Genomic DNA, 17,349 nt, shown 5'->3' on the forward strand with positions numbered 1-17,349 from the left:
TTTTCTTTTATTAGAATAATAATTTAATTTCTCGTAGTTTTTCATAAACGATGATAAAATATTCATCATGACAACTTCATGTTCCTATTCGAAAAAGCGAAAAAACTAATCTATTAAACTCCTCCTACTTTGATGGATGTATTCTATTTTCATATAATCCTATAGAAAAAGCCCGAAACACATGCGTACTATGTACAAGCATGTATTTCGAGCTTAATAGACCGAAATAAGATAAACATCTATTAAAAAACACAACTTATCGTCCATTTGGGAGAAAGTCGATGTTTTACTTTTAACTATCGTCTGCAAATTTATAGATGCTGATAGTAAAAAAATAAACGTTATCCGGACTCGCCTTCCATAGTCAGTTTATTTACGGTAAACCGGTAGAAACTTGCAGGCCATATTCCTGCGATTATATGAAAAATGTTCGTTTTTTAGTATATCACCCTTTTCTCATAATGCAAATGTTTTTTTATGAGAATCGAAACATGAGTTAAAATAGAAACACCTCGAATCCCTTATGAACATTAATTTTAAACACATCAAACAAATATTTCATTCAATCAAACTTATATTTATTTAATAATTTCAAAAATAAATAATACCTTGAAAACACGAATAATGTTTATTTTTTTAAGGAATATTGTTCGTCTTTTCTGAAAACGTCTATTAAAAAATTCAAAAACTAAAGGGGCAGACACAGTTACTCTCTGAATGCGACATTACAACCCCTCCATTGTAGCCCATAACACAAATCAAAATATACCGGAATGTCTTTATCCAGTATAACCTTATTCTCGATTACTTCCCTATTATACACTATAATCTAAACCTCTGTGCCAAAATGCTAGAGTTTTTAATTGAGAGATTTACTATTTAATGGATGTCTTATTGAATGTCCATACGGAGAGACAAATAATCGTAAATTCTACTAAATATTCCATTATATACCCAAAAAAATATTCAGATAGGCATTCATCCCTCTTCCTCTAAAACGGATTCGTCGCCCAAATTGCGGAAGTCTTAATAAACGAGCGTTGTTCAAGCTTAAGCAGGCTTACCATATATTGAGCAAGGTCTTCTGGCTGAGTAAATCTATCCGGGTCCCGCTGAGCATTATCCCTTGTCAGGTCTGTTTCCACGAGGCTTGGTGTCAGAACACTCACGCGAATATTATGACGGCGAACCTCCTGCATTAGGGCTTCACTCATGCCAATAACAGCAAATTTGGACGCACTATAGGCACTTGATCCTTCTGTCCCTTTTAGTCCGGACATGGAGGAAATGTTGATAATATCACCTTTATTTTTCTCTAACATGGTTGGTAAGACCGCTTTTGTAACATAAACCATCCCCATCAAATTCGTATCCAATAGCTTTTTCCACGTTTCGGTTGTAAGCTCCAGAAATGATCCATAGGCCCCAACCCCTGCATTGTTGATAAGAATATCAATTGCACCAATCTCTTTTTCTATTTTTTTCACAGCACGTTCCACATCAGCTTCGTTCGATACATCAGCAGCAGCCGTAGAAAATCTCACACCTAATTCAGTTAATTCTCTTCGAACGTTATCAAAGCTGCTCTCCGACCAGGCAATGAGACCAATCTCTACCCCTTCTTTTGCAAGTTCCAATGCTGTTGCCCGTCCAATTCCTCTACTTCCCCCTGTAATTAACGCTTTTTTGCCTCGTAGGGATTGCATACTTATCCATCCTTTCTATGTTCTAAATGAGCCTAATATTCTTCTACAACAAATATAGCATGGATCCGGATTATTGTAGAATGATGTTGACATCATAGAAAGCTTGAATCAGAGAGCCAGGTTTATCGTTTCAGTTTGAGAAAGCAGGATTGATCTAAAAAGCACCTTTTTTTAAGAAGGTGCTTTTTCAAGTGGTCTCGGACAGGTTCTACGTGACCCAATTCGATCTGCAATCATTCATAAGGGCACGTAGATGGGTTCTACGTGACCCAATTTGTCTGCAATCATTCATAAGGGCACGTAGACAGGTTCTACGTGACTCAATGTGCTCGGGAACCACTCAAAAGGGAACGTAGAGGGGTCACTGTCCTAGTGTCCCCTTCAGACATAAAGGGACTAAGTTTTAGCAAAATGCGCAAGAATGGTTGTAATTGGGAGTAAATCAAACAATATCGACTTATTATCTTAAATAAAGCGTTTTATTCGAAACTGTTTGTACTATTTGTACAGGAATAACTGTTTTTACTGTTTGATTAGAACAAATAAAACCTATAACATTAAATATGTTGTTCTTGACGAAAATGGTATACACCATTCATGAACAGGAGAACAGCAATATACAACAGAGGAGAGTTATACAACATGTTTAACTTTAAATGGAAAAAATTCGGGGTAATTGCTGGTTTATCCTTATCCCTAATAGCTGCAGGTTGTGGATCCGATGAAGGAAACGCACAAACGGAAGCCAATGTTAGCGAAGAAATGGAGTATACAATTACTGGTATTGAGCCTGGTGCTGGACAATCTGAAACAAATGAAGAGGCTATATCTGCTTATGATAGCCTTAATGGCTGGGAACAGGAATTGTCTTCAACAGGCGCCATGTTATCAGAATTAAGCGAGGCTATAGATAATGAAGAGCCAATTGTCGTTAGTGCTTGGTCCCCTCATTATATGTTTGCCAATTGGGATATAAAATACTTGGAAGATCCTAAAGGTATATTTGGGGAAGAAGAAGCCATCACAACTATCACAAGAAAAGGCTTAAAGGATGACATGCCTGAAGCTTATACAATACTTGACCGAATCAATTGGGAACTATCAGATGTGGAAGCAGCCTTGTTAGAAGCACAAGAAAAAGAATTTGAAGAAGTAGCACAGGATTGGGTAGATGAAAATCAGGATACAGTTGCAGAATGGACAGAAGGAATAGAACCTGTAGATGGTACTTCTATAGAACTAGTTTTAACTCCTTGGGATGCTGAAACGTTTACAACAAATGTAGCAAAAATTGTATTGGAACAACAAGGTTTTAGTGTCACTCTTACACCAGTTGATCCAGCTATATTGTTTAAGGCTATAGCAACAAGTGATGCGGATGCATCTCTAGCACCATGGATGCCAGCTACGCATGGAGAATTATATGCTGAGTATGAAGGTGAATTTGAAGATTTAGGACCGAACGTAGAAGGTGCCAAGATTGGATTAGCTGTCCCATCTTATATGGACATTAATTCTATTGAAGATTTACATCCAAAAGAATAATAGCTATTTCCATTTAGCACTATTAATCCATGCTCTTTTATGGCAGCACAAAGTGGATATACCTATACTAAGACAAAACGAACATCAATATTTGCTAATGCACCATAGTTGACTTAAACCGAAAATTAAAGGACCACACATTATAGACATCTCTACTATGTGTGGTCCTTTTGTTCAGCTTAACTAAAGTTATTATACCTAAGGTTTCAGATTGATAGAAATTAAACGGGGTCAGACTATTAATAGGTCTGACCCCAGTTTAGTGCCCGAGGCTATATTTACGATGAAACGGTGGGAACAACGTTAGGATTTTCTTTATCTTCATTCTTCCCCTTCACCAAAATCGTATCCCGATCCCGGTAAAGCAGAGCAGAAGCTAAGGTGAAAGCTAGTACGTCTGAAATCGGAAATGCCATCCACACTCCAATAACTCCAAAGAAGTGCGGTAAAATTAACACTAATGGAATTAAGATTAAAATCTGTCTGGATAGAGATAGAATTAATGCCTGCTTCGGTTTTCCTAGTGCTTGATAAATACCACCAGCAACCACTTGAACACCAACAACAAAGAAGGTTAAGAATAATATTTGCATCGCTGCTGAACCTTCTTTGATTACTTCCGGATCAGACGTAAAAATGCGTAGAAACGGTGATGGAATGAACACTAATAATAAGGTAATGACTACGGTACAAATGGTCACGATTTTAAATGTGAGCCAAATGGTCTCTCTCATTCGCTCAAAATGTTTTGCACCATAGTTATAACCAATAATCGGCATCATTCCTTGCATGACCCCAATAATCGGGATAATCGTAAACATGATAATCCGTTGAATCAGACCATAGATCCCTACATAAAACTCACTACCGAACTGAATGAGCATCGTATTAATCGCAATCATCATTATACTGCTTGCCGCTTGTTGAACAAATGCCGGCATGCCAATTGCTAATACTTCTTTTACAATTTTCCATTTAAGCGATAAGTCCTCTATCGTTACACTTAACGAGCTTTTTCCACTTAAGTAATATTGAAAAATCATCAGGGAAACAATAGATTGTGAAATAATGGTAGCAATCGCTGCTCCCTGTACTCCCATATTTAACCCAAAGATAAAAATAGGGTCTAATATAATATTAATAACTGCTGGTATCACCATCGTCATCATGGCGAATCGAGCATTTCCCTCAGAACGTACGATATTATTTGTTGCGAACCCAAACGAAAAGAAGAATGTTCCTAACATAATTGGAAACATATAGTCCATCGCATATCCTAACGTGGATGGTGTTGCACCAAACAATACAAGTATCGACTCTAATCCAAAGAAGGCGATGATTAGACCTACAATACTTACAATTACTATCATGGAGATGATATTTCCAAATATTTGGTTTGCCTCATTCCCCCGCTGCTCACCTAAACGACGGGAAATAACAGAAGCTCCCCCCATACCTAATGCAGCCGAAACGGCCATTACGATCATCATCAAAGGAAAAGCAATTGTCGTTCCAGCAACGGCATCCATTCCGACCCCATAGGAAATGAAGACAGTATCGACCACATTGTATAAAGTCATCACAAACATTCCGATCATCGCCGGAATCGATAAATTACGGAGTAAGGTGGAAATTTTTTGCTTGCCAAGTAATTCTGTCTGTTCTCTCACTTCCATTTACTCCTCCTCCTTTATTTTAACTATATTTGATTTTATCCTTCCAAGCCAAAGCCTCATTAAAGCTATTTCCTCTTTCGTAAATCCTTTTAATACACGATCCTCTGTGGTAGCCATATCATCCCATAAGCGTTGGTCTATGAATCTACCTTTTTCGGTTAAGCTGATCATTTTAGACCGTTTATCATGTTGATTCTCACTTTTTTCAATCAACTCTTTATTTAACAAGGACTCGATAATCCCATTCATCGTCGAACCTTTTATATATAATTGCTGCTGTAATTCACCTTGCGACTGCGGCCCCTGCTCAACTAATAAGTATAAAACCCTTGCTTGAGCAATCGTCACATCGTATTTAGCAAGCTGCTGATTATAATGATTTTGAAATAAATGGGCCACCACCCCGATTTGATAGCCAATCTTTTCTTCAATACCTCTCCCCAAAATACTTACCTCCCTAATAAAACAACACTTTATATAGTACCACCGTCAACAAAAACACGCAATAAATTATTTTAAAATTAATTAGTAACCTAACTTAATTGAACAAGAATTTTTCGTATTGATGAAGGGAATCTTCAATCAGTAGTTTTTTCATCCCCCACTGGGAACTAATCAGGAGTGGTTTACTGGCTCCCCGCCCCCACTTACCATTCTTGAAGAATCTTGAATTCTTCTCGTTAAGCGTCTTACAGCTAGTTATTCACGTGATAAAGTTTTGCAATTACAATCTGTAAAATAGGTGATATTCTTTCAACAGTTTTCCAGGAAAACTCCTAATAATCCAAAAATACTATTGACGTAATTTCCAAAGTATTGTATCTTATTTAACAATTACATATGCAACTTCTTATTAAGAGAGGTGGAGGGGAATGGCCCTTTGAAACCTCGGCAGCGGGCTCGTATCGAGTACTGTGCCAATTCCAGCAAACAGATATAACTGTTTGAAAGATAAGAAGAGGACAAGTATAAAAATTTATTACCCTCTTCTTAGGAAGGGGGTTTTTTATGTTCCCTTTCCACCAATAGGAAAGGAGGTACTTACCCTATCTAATTCCAAGTAAATGAATAGATTTAAACAGCCATCTATCAAACTATATAGAGGAGAATTTTAATGAGTGAATATGGAATTTGGATTTTAGTCCTAGCAGTTGGATATACAATAGCCCTTATTATTGCAGGGCAATTAGCAAAACGGAAAATAACAAAAACCGGAAGTTATTTTGTGGCGGGAAGAAATTTTAATAAATGGATTGTTGCTTTTTGTATTACCGGATTATTCTCAGGATCAACCTATATCTCGATATTAGAACTTTCTTATTTAACTGGGGTATCTGCAATCTGGTATGGTGTGGCTGAAATCGTTCAGATTTTAATTATCGCATTTTTAATCATTCGACCATTCCGAAAGAAAATGTTGGTTACCATTTCAGGGTTAATCGGAGACAAATATGGGAGAACTGCACTTGGAATCTCAGGTGCTATTACAGCTTTTGCCTTTCCGATGTGGTCGGTCGCTACAGCAATTGCATTTGCGTCAGCCATTCACGTTTTCACCGGAATATCACTAACCCTTTCCGTTGCGATTACGGCTATTCTTTTGTTCATCTATTTACAGGGGGGTGGGATGTGGTCGGTGGCATTTACACAAACCATTAATTTTTTCCTATTTATTGCCATGTTTGTTGTTGGATTAATCGCTTTTTTCATCAATCCTGGGGTAGAGGGACTAAAGGCGTATGCCAGTGCTTCCCCAGCGATGTTTGACTTAGATAATGTTGGACTACAAGTAATTGTCGCTTGGTTTGGTACGTTCTTGGTTAATGTCATTCTTGCACAAGCTGCCTTTCAAATGGCATTATCATCTAGATCTCCGGAAGAAGGTCAAAAAGGAATGGTAATCGCTGGTGTCATGGCAATCCCATTTATTGTTTGTGGAGTATTATTTGGAGTCGGTGCAGCAATTGTCGTACCGAATGCGACAACTGGTTTAATTGCCATCCCACACTACTTAATGGAAGTATTGCCAGCTCCATTAGTTGGATTATTTTTCTTAGGAGTATGGGCATGTGCACTAGGTTGGGGAGGGCCTTGCCAGTTTTCTGGTGCAACTAGCCTTGGACGCGATACAGCTCGTGCGATTTATCCAAAAGCAACAGAAGCACAACTTATTAAATATACGAAAATATCTTTATTATTGCTAACTGGTCTTATGATTATATTTGGAATGCTACGTACGGAACAATCTGCCTGGTGGAATGTACTTGCCTGGACGATTCGTAACAGTGCAACCTTTGCGCCAGTGATTGCTGCATTATTCTGGCCGGTCGTTACGAAAAATGCCGTTATCGCTTCCTTACTTACCGGATTTTCTAGTGGACTATTATGGTACCATTTAGGCGGATGGCAACCAGATCAGTTTTTCTTAAACATTCATCCTGTTTGGATAGGAAGTTCCGTAAATGTTATCACTATCATCATCGTAACTTTGATAGATAAAAATGCACAGTGGGTGATTCAGAAACATGCAAAACTCGGTTATATTGGGTTGCTTCTTGCATTTTTGTTAACTTCGCTAAATATTATTTTCTTTGATGTATTCTATCAAAATGGTTTGACTGGATTATTTGGATTTGCAGCGATTTTGTCTTTCTTTATTGCAACGATTCAATTCTGCAAACCGAAACAAGAGCATCAAACTACGCTACAAAGAGAAGCTTTACATGGATAATCATGTTAATCACAACTTCTTCGTTCCAAGACGTGAAGAAAGGGATGAATAACAAATGAAAGCAAATATTACATGGAATAACAATGTTTTATTCTCAGGGATTGCGGCTTCAGGTCACGAAATAAAAATGGATGGCGCAGAAGAAATCGGTGGTCAACATGCTGGTGTAAGACCGATGGAACTACTATTGCATTCCGTTGCGGGTTGTTCCGGAATACATGTCGTCTCCATCTTACAAAAAATGCGTTTAGAGCCAATATCTTTTAACATAGAAGTAAATGGAGACCGGGAAGAACATCCACCCAAGAACTTCAAGAACCTACAACTACACTTCGCTTTTGAAGGAGAGTTACCCGAAGAAAAAGTAGTACGTGCAATCAAGCTCACCCATGAAAAATACTGCTCCGTTGCACATTCGATAAATGTCCCTATTACGTCTACTTACTCGATTAATGGTGTGACTGGAAAAGAAATTATCTAATAGTAGAAGCCATAGATTTTTAATCTATGGCTTCTTCTTGATTATTAATATATAAACTAGGAGAAAGACTGTATCTTTTCATAGAAAACTATAGAATACCTTTTAAAAATGAATCTATTCTTTATAGTTTCCAATTTCTAGATTAAAATGTTAATTTATACGAATATGTCAATCCCTGTAGAAGAAATTCTCTAGTAACCGTTCTTACATCTAAATTTAGTTGTCTGCGCAACATTCAAACCCTTAACAAGCCACGAAATCCCCTAGCAGCATAGTAGGATTCTGCTCCATTGTGGTACACAAAGACAGTGTCGTAACGACGATCACAAAAGAGTGCACCGCCGAGTTTCCTAATGGTAGCAGGTGTTTTCACCCAGCTCGATGTTTTCGTATCAAAGTTTCCAAGTTCTTGCAACTCCCGGTATTGTTCTTCCGTTAAAAGCTCAATGCCCATGTCCGCAGCCATTTCCATAGCGTTATTTTCCGGTTTATGTTTCTTCCTTGACTCCAGTGCTTCACGGTCATAACAAACACTTCTGCGACCTTTAGGACTTTCCGCTGAACAGTCATAAAAAATGTATTCGCCCCTCTTTTTATCATGACCAATAACATCCGGTTCACCACCAGTTCTTTCCATTTCATAGAGCGACCATAGTTTTTCAGGATTAGCTTCTAGCTTTGCTTGAATTTTCGCCCATTCAAGACTTTGGTGGCGGTTCTTGTTTTTCTCAAAACGGGCTTTCAATGTATTGAGTAATTCTTTACGTTTTTCGAGTGGCAACTCCTTGTTGTTCTTTGACATATTCGTTTCTCCCTTATTGTTTTATAATGGTTTAAAGATTAATTGCCTCGAATCGTTATATTCTCTCTTTATTTGAGTATAGTTCACAATCCATTTTTGATTTTCTTGACCTTTACAGGCGATCCCACAAATAAAAAGGAAAGTATCACATTTGTTATTAGAGGAACTTTTATACTGTACTAAAATTTATACTTGATTTGTGGGTATGATGAACTTAAGCGTAGTTAGGTTACTTCACTTTTATTATTCTGTTATAACCATTATTCCATTACATTTAAATTCAACATCGAATCTTCTACTTCCTTTACGACCAACCGAATAGAATCATCATAATCTTCTTGGGTATGTGCTTTATCTAGTAGTGCTTAATCATGTAAACAGTTTTCTACTCAGATGACTATCGGCGGAAGCTATCTTTCGCTAGTTCTAAATTTAATAATAATTGTGATGTACCATTTCCGTCAATATAGGGCAATACTACAATTATTGCATGTAACAAGTGAGAATTAGTGAATCAATCCATAGACATGCGTAAATTTTTTGAAATCCCAGAGTCTAGTTGGTTTTGGAGATACAGTGAGCTATGGCCATATTCCCTGTAAGTATAAAACAAACATTGAATATGGATTAAAAATGTGGGAATTTATTTACTGAAAACTCACATTTTTCACAATACCTACCGGTGGCCTTTTTGAATATTTTAAGTCCATGCATGTAAATAATAAATAACTGATTAAATAAAAGCAGGAGGCGAAAGATATGAAGAACCTTTCATATTCGGTTATTTTGGTGCTCACGCTAATTCTATCTGCATGTAGTGGAACTGAAGCCAACAATGAAAATGAAGAAAAAAATGCACAACAAAACACTGAAGAGAATAGAGAAGAAAAGCAAGAGGTTATAATTGACTTAAATACAATTGGAAGTTTAACAAAGGAAGAGATTCATTCTAAATATGGTGAGCCTTCAACTACAGAAAACACTACGTTTGATTCAGCTGAAGCACCTACAGAAAAATATGAAAATGGATTGGAAATTATGTATATTAATGGGAACCCAGCAAGAATTACATTCACTCCACAAGAAGAGGTTAAAATTGATGAGAAATCTAAATTGGCTAAAATGGTTGGTTTTGATGAGATAAAGCCTGATTTTGAAAACGAATTTACTAATAGATGGGAAGGTATAGGTGGTTATTATGAGCTTAGTGCACATGCAGATAACGGAAAGGTAACCTTCTTTTACCTTATTACTAATGAGAAGTATAAGTAATATCATAGGATTCACCTAATCAGTGAGTCCCATTATATTACAGGTCCATGGGGACAGGCATCCACTCTTGTTAAGTCTGGTAATTCGCTTGTTAGGATTTGTAAAAAATAATAAAGTGAATCTTCAATCAGTGGTTTTTTCATCACCATTGATTGTAAACCCTAAAAGATGACCTAAAGGCCTCTGAACAAATCAAGAATTTACGTCTGTTGGTCGTCCACTTATAATTTTTGAAGTGGGGGTCTTACAGCCAGTTAATCACGTGATTTAAGCCATCGAAAAATATTTCATTTCTATTAATGAAACGGAAACGTATATGTAGTATGAATTTCCACCGCGTTAAACGTAAATAAGAAAATCAGCCTAATTTCTAACTTGAATTTTATACAGAAAACACTTGTGTTTGTAGCGCACCACAAAAGTTAGATTTCTACTCTAACTTTTGTGGTGCGCTACAGTTCAATATTCGAGTCCAATCCCTTTTACAGTGGTCCAGAATTAATTCAAGGTCAATCATTAATAAGCTATTATTTTAAACCCCCCCACTTCTTAAAGACAGGGGTTTCGTTATTTTTTAATATTTTAGTACCTTCACAAAGGACAAACCTACGAGAGTCTTCGGAACATCATATAGTATTGTAAAAATTTGTATCTTATAAAAATACACATGAATATGGATGCAATTGCCAAACCTTCATTCGTTTATCCATAAAAAACTTAATAGAACTTTTACATAAAACCACGTACCTCTATATATTGTTAAAGTAAAATAAAATCAGTATGAAAGCTTTGACTCAGTATGCGATTAATTTTCCGTTAATCTTGTATTACTCCCCTCCCCTTTAGCACTATCAAATCAAGGAGGAAAAACCATGCCATTATTTAAGAAGGAATATCGTATTCACCTAAGTGCTTTATCTCTCGTGATTTCAGGAATTTTGTTTGTCATTTATCCAGCGTTACGTCCGTATTCTGATGAAATATCCATGGAGGGTGCTACAGCTTTCGCTTCAACAGAATGGTTAGTAGCACATATGCTCGCCATTGTCGCTTTCACCCTTCTTCCGCTTGGTTTACTTGGGTTTCACAACTCATTACAAGGCACGAATGTACGCTCATTTACGTATTGGGCGTTAGTATTGTGTTTATTAGGGATTGGATTAACCTTACCGTTTTACGGAGGGGAAACATTTGGTTTACATGCGATAGGGCAGGAAGCGATTAAACAACAGTCAGCCGCCTTGCTTAGTCAAGCAGACATCGTTCGTTCTGGAGCAGGTCTTGTTATGTTTCTTATTGGACTCCTGCTGCTCGCCATTGCCTCTATTATACTTGCAATTGCCATTTGGAAATCTGGAAAATATCCGAAATGGATGGGTCTTCCATTTGCAATCGGGATGAGTCTGTATATTCCTCAATTTTTAGCTGGACAACCGTTAAGAATAACCCACGGACTGTTAGTTTCCCTTGGTTGTATATGGATAGCGGTAGGGTTATGGAGGAATAGGAATCAAACGTCGAATCGGAAGGCACAGCCAAAGACTATTTCCTCTTAAGTGGGCGATTTGTTGAACTGAGTTTGTTTAAGGCAGGAGATAGGTAGCTAGGACTTTACATTTTAAAACCGCCAATATAGTATTATTGGCGGTTTTTCGTACAACACTGTTTTTGCGCAGCAAGAATGGTTAACGGATACTTTAATCGAGAGTATTAAGTGGTTATCACAACTTTCCCTCGTGAATGTCCCTGTGCAAGGTATTGAAGTGCTTCTGGAACCTTTTCTAAGGAATAGCTTCTATCCATAACTGGTCTTACTTTTCCTTCTTCCATAAGACCCATTTCCTTTCTGGAATAACTAAGAAACAATGGACTATTAAATTACTTATTCGTAGAAACGGGAAATGAGTTAAGTGTAGCTAATGCAATTTGGAAAAGTAATTGATCTTTAACATTCCCTGGATTGAGATTTGTTAAATCACGAATTATATTCATTCTATATCGCACAGTATTTTTGTGTATAAATAAAGAATCCGCTGTCTTATCATAGTTTCCATTGTGTTTTAAAAATTGCTTTAATGTATCTAAAAGTTCACTGTTTTTCTTTTTATCATAATTTATAATTTCACTAAGGCATTCAGTAACAAGATTCTTGGCCTCCTGTTTTGGATCATCAGAAAAAAGTATACGTTCTATATTTAATTTAGAGAAATCTCGAATATATAATTGAACTCCTTTACTGTGATTTGAGTCTTTTAACATATTTTCATACGATATTTTTAAAGCTAATTTTGCTTCGTTATAACTGGTTGATAATTTGTTAACTGAACTTAATCTCCCAATACCTCCATAGAAGGTAGTACTATCCAATTTTGATATTAATTTCTCTAACTTATATTTAAGTGTATCTGTATTTACTTCCTGTGAGATTAATAAGGTAAAACGTGATTGTGAATCAAAGCCAATAGGGGTTTTGGGGAATAACCATTCTATTTCATTTTCCATGATTTCTAAAAGTTCTTCTTTTTTACTCCATAATGATAGTTCACTATTCCAATCACTTTTTGAATATAAATCCAATAAAACTACCTTATATTGTTCCTCCAAATCCCAGTTAACTTCTTTCGCGTTTCTAAATAGAACTTCTCGCGTTTTATTGTTGTTTGTATCTAATAACATGAGTAAGAAGTCATTCTTAAAATGCTGTATTTTGGTAGAGAGTGTTTTTAGACGTTCAATTTCAAGAGCAGTAATCACTGCTGCCTGCTCTAAGGCGGCTTTTTCCCATGTTTGAAGATTTGATTTCTCCCGCCATAGGAAAACGCCTCCTTCTATACGCTCCGAATTATAAATCCACCTGACAGTACAGTCTAGGTTATTCCATTGTAATCGTTGAATGGTTTGTTCGTGGTTGTAATACAGCTCTAAAATCAATTTTTCAATATCGTGTTGTGATAGTATAGAGGTAGCTGAGTTTACTATTCTATTATTTTTTCTAATATAGATGGTAACAGGTGAATTTGTAATTTTATGGAGTAACTCGGCAAGTTCTTGAATATCTTCCTGATTTTTAAGATGGATATGGAATTGCTCATATACTTGATGCGTCTTTTCTAACTCCTGTTGATTTTTTTTATTGATTTGAGTAAATATAGGAACAATCATATCTGCCCAAGAAATATGGTTTGGCAGCGATATAATTGGAAAGCCATTTGAATTTGCATACACGATGGCTTTACTTGGTAATTTCGGAATATACCTACCTAATTTTACACCAAGACCGGAACATTTTTTTTCAACAAGTATTTCAAGTAAATTCATTAGGCCTTCTTCCCACTGATTATTGTTGATAAAAGGATACCCAGTCGAAAGTACAAAGTCCCCTTCTTTACACCATTGATATCCATCTGGAGCATCGATGAATGTTGCGTTAAGTACAAGATTACTTAATCCCTCATTTCCAGCTAATATCTCTGAATCTGTAAATACTTTTAGTTTAATCATTTCAGTAATATTCATAAATCATCCCCCATTTAATATTCAGCTATAAATTTTTATAAATAAATTCATTTCTTTGTACAAAAGAACAAAGTTTAATAGAAATCTTTATTCCTTATTACAATTTAATTCGTGATACACTTTAAAAAACCCTCTATTTTACAGAATAATTCATAATTATAAAATATTCCAAACCAAACTGCGACTATCGTGAAGGTTGGAGGAGGATAAAAGTAAACCATGAACGTGCAGTTATATTTTCACTAAATTGGGGTCTCTGCCTAAAGTACCTTTCAACAACATATGTAAGCGCACCCACCTATTGGGATAGCAGAATCTTTCCGACCTTCACCCTGTCTATATCCAGGACGAAGGAGGGGATGGATTAACATCCTGGGATTTATAGGAGGATGAGGCACCATAACAAGTATATGGACCTTATAGAAGGAGGTGAAAGAATGAGTCGAAAAAAATTTCAACGAGCTTACTGGATTACGGTGTTATTATTACTCTCATCTTTTATCTTTCCAGTGTTTGAATTAGCAAATAAACCTTACCCGATAATAATGGGACTACCATTTTCTTTCTTTTGGGTTTGTTTGTGGACGTTCATTATATTTATAGCCGTTATCATTTTTCACTTTATCGATCCGGATAACAAAAGGGAGGAATAGTCTTGGAACAATGGCAAATTGCTTTGATCATGATGATTGGTTATTTAGCTATCGCTTTGGCTATAGGGATTTTTTCTGGCCGAGGCAGAGATAAAGAATCACTAACTGAATTTACTGTGGCAGGAAGAAATTTAAATTTATTTGTTACATGGTTTTTAATGGGTGGAGCCATATTTAGTGCCTTTGCATTCCTTGGTGCACCGGGTTGGGCTTTCTCTCGTGGTGCTCCAGCATTATATATACTCGCCTATTTAGCGTTAGGTATTCTTCCATGGTATTTTATTGGTCCTAAAATTGGAAAAATCGGTAGAACGTTTGGGCTATATTCGCTTGTAGGATTTCTCAAAAAACGTTTTAACAGTAAGGCACTCGCAATTATAATTGGTGTTATTTCCTTCTTTGCATTCATTCAATATTTAGCTATCCAATTAAAAGGTATGGCCATTATTTTCGATGTAATGACAGAAGGAAGAATTCCTTTCTGGCTTGGCGCATTGATTGCATACGCCATAGTTGTCATCTATGTAGCAACAGGTGGGCTACGTGCAGCGGCTTGGTCGGATGTTTTTCAGGGGTTATTAATGATTGTTGTTTCATGGACTGTTGGACTTATGATAGTAAATAAATTGAATAATGGTACAAATTCCATGTTCGAAAACATTATAGCAGATAAACCTGGTTTTCTGGAAATTGGTGCGGAAGGATCAACGATGTCACCAATGGCTTTTACAACGTTGATTATTGTATCTGCAATCGGCTTACTGATGTGGCCGCATCTCTTTTCACGTTCGTATTCTTCCAAAAGTAAAGCAATAAAACAAACCGTTATTGCATATCCAATTTTCACTCTGTTTCTCATTCCATTATTACTCGTTGGTTTTGCTGGGGTAAGTGTGATTAGTGTGGAAGAACTCGGTGATCCTGACCAAATCTTACCGTATCTAGTGACAACTATATTAGATTTACCTGGCATTGTTTATGGTCTTGTAGGGGCAGCAGCTTTAGCGGCGGCTATGTCATCATCTGACGTCATTACACACAGTGCATCCCTTGAATTTACGGATGGTGTAATACGTAATATGAAAAAAGACCTTTCAGATAAAGAAGTATTGTTCATTATGAGAATTGCCGTTGTTACAGTCGGTGCACTTGCTTATTTCGTTGCCGTATTTGGAGGACAGGGTTTAATTGCCTTACTTGCCGGAGCATATGGATCAATTGTCCAATTTGCACCAGGGGTCTATAGTGCACTGTATTGGAAACGAGCAACCGGACCAGGGGTAATTACCGGGCTTATAACTGGTTTTGCAGTAAATGTCTATTACCAAATGATTAACACAGATACTCCATTTGATATCCATGCTGGTACCCTTGGTTTAATTGCTAATATTATCGTCTTTATTGCTGTTAGCTATTTAACCAAACCACAAAATATGGAAATTGCCGATCGCTATGTAAATATTAATGAAATGGAAGAAGAAACAATAATACTTAATAGAGAGGATGTTAACTAATGCATGCTGAGATAAAAGAGTACCTTTCTCATAATAAGTACAGGCAGATTTTAAAATCACTTGTTCAAACCAATACAACCAATCTTCCAGGAAACGAAATGGATGTCGTAAACGCTATTCTTGATTTTTTCCCAAGAGAAAAAATTACTTATAACGTCATTGATCATGGTGAAAATAGAGGCTCTCTTGTGATCACCATTCCAGGTGTCCAGCAAGACCGCTCCCTCGCATTTGTTGGCCATATTGATACAGTTCCGGTTTCCGATGCGGAGGACTGGAACTATCCTCCTTTTGATGCAGTAGTTGATGAGAATGGCTTCTTACATGGCCGTGGTTCTGCTGACATGAAGGGCGGTGTCACTGCAATGATTGTCACTGCACTTTATTTTATTGAAAAGGAAATCACACCACAGAAAACATTGAAGTTCTGCTTCACTGCCGATGAAGAATCAGGTGGAATAGGTGCCATCAGTTTACGTGAGCAAGGATATTTAGATGATGTAGAAGCAATGATCATTCCCGAGCCCACAAAGGAAGGGATTGGAATAAGTGAAAAAGGTGCCCTTTGGCTGAATGTTCAGGCTACTGGAAAAGCTGCACACGGTTCACGCCCAGATCTTGGCATAAACGCAGTAGAAGAAGTAACACTTTTTCTGGAAAAATTAAAACAAACCATTAACACCTCTTATGATGATCCCTTGTTGGGTAAAACCACCTGCTCCATCACCCAGTTTAAAGGAGGAGTAAAAACAAATATCATTCCAAATCAGGCGATGGCCACGATGGATATTCGAACAACGCCTGATCAAGATCATGAGAGAATCATCGGGAGTGCAAATGAAATAGCTAGAGAACAAATGAATAATAAGCCCGGTCTCACTATTAATCTTGAAATTGAGAACAACCGTCCTCCTGTTTCAACAAATAAAAGTGAAACATTTGTATTAGAAATGCAACAAGTTTACCGTGAATTATCCTATGATTCAACAGTCAAAGGGCTACAATTTTACACAGACGCATCACAGTTAATCCCTTACCTAAACATTCCATTTGTCATACTAGGTCCTGGAAAAGAAGAAATGGCCCACCAAACAAATGAATGTATAGAGCTTTCGTCTGTTGAAAAAGTGGCAGAGATATATCTTTCTTATTTATTAAGAGGTGAAAAGACCAGCGATTAATGCTGGTCTTTTTCCATAAATAATACGAACAGGATAAGCATCTCGTTGGGATATGATAAAACGCTTTTTCTAATTACAGTAGAATATATAGGGTCAGTTCCCTGCCACGCTAGCACTTTAGCGCAGTAGGAGGACTGATCCTTTTCCCAGAAAGCTAACAATAACAATCACTTATTTTTGGTTTGCAAACTGCTTTTCGTGTTATAATAAACATAGAGACAGGAAAAAGACATAAACTAATAAAGACCGAAGATACGTCAATATCTCCGGTC

The 17,349-nt window shown here is 36.8% G+C and carries 14 protein-coding genes and 2 riboswitches; of the genes, 8 read left to right on the forward strand and 6 right to left on the reverse strand.

Annotated features, from left to right (window positions below):
* Positions 1–341: 341 nt before the first annotated feature.
* Positions 342–443: riboswitch (purine riboswitch) on the reverse strand.
* Positions 444–992: 549 nt separating this feature from the next.
* Positions 993–1,706 carry a 3-ketoacyl-ACP reductase gene (locus GMJ66_RS05700; RefSeq protein WP_156289371.1) on the reverse strand — a complete coding sequence of 238 codons (714 nt, stop codon included), beginning with the start codon at positions 1,704–1,706 and terminating at the stop codon, positions 993–995.
* A gap of 642 nt (positions 1,707–2,348) precedes the next feature.
* On the opposite strand from GMJ66_RS05700, the gene GMJ66_RS05705 reads away from it, so the two are divergent.
* Entirely contained in the window at positions 2,349–3,251 is a 903-nt protein-coding gene (locus tag GMJ66_RS05705; protein WP_156289372.1) for a glycine betaine ABC transporter substrate-binding protein, read from the forward strand.
* 278 nt (positions 3,252–3,529) lie between these two features.
* Here the strand turns inward: GMJ66_RS05705 and GMJ66_RS05710 are convergent, their stop codons facing one another.
* Both GMJ66_RS05710 and GMJ66_RS05715 read right to left on the reverse strand, forming a co-directional pair.
* On the reverse strand, positions 3,530–4,927 hold the full coding sequence (locus tag GMJ66_RS05710; RefSeq protein WP_156289373.1) for an MATE family efflux transporter: 1,398 nt from the start codon (positions 4,925–4,927) through the stop codon (positions 3,530–3,532).
* Positions 4,928–5,371: a MarR family winged helix-turn-helix transcriptional regulator gene (locus GMJ66_RS05715; RefSeq protein ID WP_231514826.1), complete on the reverse strand. Its 444-nt coding sequence runs from the start codon at positions 5,369–5,371 to the stop codon at positions 4,928–4,930.
* A gap of 403 nt (positions 5,372–5,774) precedes the next feature.
* Positions 5,775–5,885: riboswitch (SAM riboswitch) on the forward strand.
* Positions 5,886–6,041: 156 nt separating this feature from the next.
* On the opposite strand from GMJ66_RS05715, the gene GMJ66_RS05720 reads away from it, so the two are divergent.
* Positions 6,042–7,658 carry a sodium:solute symporter family protein gene (locus GMJ66_RS05720; protein ID WP_156289375.1) on the forward strand — a complete coding sequence of 539 codons (1,617 nt, stop codon included), beginning with the start codon at positions 6,042–6,044 and terminating at the stop codon, positions 7,656–7,658.
* A 55-nt stretch (positions 7,659–7,713) separates the two neighbouring features.
* The gene (locus GMJ66_RS05725; RefSeq protein ID WP_156289376.1) at positions 7,714–8,139 is read left to right on the forward strand and encodes an OsmC family protein; all 426 of its coding nucleotides are present in this window, start codon (positions 7,714–7,716) and stop codon (positions 8,137–8,139) included.
* Between the two features lie 235 nt (positions 8,140–8,374).
* Here GMJ66_RS05725 and GMJ66_RS05730 read toward each other — a convergent pair whose 3' ends face one another.
* Positions 8,375–8,941 (reverse strand): DUF4256 domain-containing protein, encoded by a 567-nt coding sequence (locus GMJ66_RS05730; RefSeq protein WP_156289377.1) that lies wholly within the window; start codon positions 8,939–8,941, stop codon positions 8,375–8,377.
* Between the two features lie 759 nt (positions 8,942–9,700).
* On the opposite strand from GMJ66_RS05730, the gene GMJ66_RS05735 reads away from it, so the two are divergent.
* Together GMJ66_RS05735 and GMJ66_RS05740 are read left to right on the forward strand one after the other, a co-directional pair.
* The gene (locus GMJ66_RS05735) at positions 9,701–10,213 is read left to right on the forward strand and encodes a hypothetical protein (RefSeq protein WP_156289378.1); all 513 of its coding nucleotides are present in this window, start codon (positions 9,701–9,703) and stop codon (positions 10,211–10,213) included.
* Between the two features lie 872 nt (positions 10,214–11,085).
* Complete coding sequence (locus GMJ66_RS05740) at positions 11,086–11,769, forward strand: hypothetical protein (protein ID WP_156289379.1); 684 nt, start codon at positions 11,086–11,088, stop codon at positions 11,767–11,769.
* A gap of 154 nt (positions 11,770–11,923) precedes the next feature.
* On the opposite strand, the gene GMJ66_RS05745 is transcribed toward GMJ66_RS05740, so the two are convergent.
* Entirely contained in the window at positions 11,924–12,043 is a 120-nt protein-coding gene (locus GMJ66_RS05745) for a zinc-binding dehydrogenase (protein ID WP_231514827.1), read from the reverse strand.
* Between the two features lie 48 nt (positions 12,044–12,091).
* Positions 12,092–13,729 (reverse strand): PucR family transcriptional regulator, encoded by a 1,638-nt coding sequence (locus GMJ66_RS05750; protein WP_156289381.1) that lies wholly within the window; start codon positions 13,727–13,729, stop codon positions 12,092–12,094.
* A 437-nt stretch (positions 13,730–14,166) separates the two neighbouring features.
* Here GMJ66_RS05750 and GMJ66_RS05755 point away from each other — a divergent pair, with 437 nt between their 5' ends.
* Genes GMJ66_RS05755 through GMJ66_RS05765 form a run of 3 tightly spaced genes read left to right on the forward strand, consistent with a single transcriptional unit; the run spans position 14,167 to position 17,077 of the window.
* A complete protein-coding gene (locus GMJ66_RS05755; RefSeq protein WP_156289382.1) occupies positions 14,167–14,382 on the forward strand; it encodes a hypothetical protein in 216 nt (71 codons plus the stop codon).
* 2 nt (positions 14,383–14,384) lie between these two features.
* Positions 14,385–15,896 (forward strand): sodium:solute symporter family protein, encoded by a 1,512-nt coding sequence (locus tag GMJ66_RS05760; protein ID WP_156289383.1) that lies wholly within the window; start codon positions 14,385–14,387, stop codon positions 15,894–15,896.
* Positions 15,896–17,077, forward strand: coding sequence for a M20 family metallopeptidase (locus GMJ66_RS05765; RefSeq protein ID WP_156289384.1), 1,182 nt, complete (start codon positions 15,896–15,898; stop codon positions 17,075–17,077). The genes GMJ66_RS05760 and GMJ66_RS05765 overlap by 1 nt, the downstream gene beginning before the upstream one ends.
* Positions 17,078–17,349: the final 272 nt, after the last annotated feature.

It is taken from the genome of Oceanobacillus salinisoli (assembly GCF_009733865.1).
Taxonomy (GTDB): Bacteria; Bacillota; Bacilli; order Bacillales; family Amphibacillaceae; genus Oceanobacillus; species Oceanobacillus salinisoli.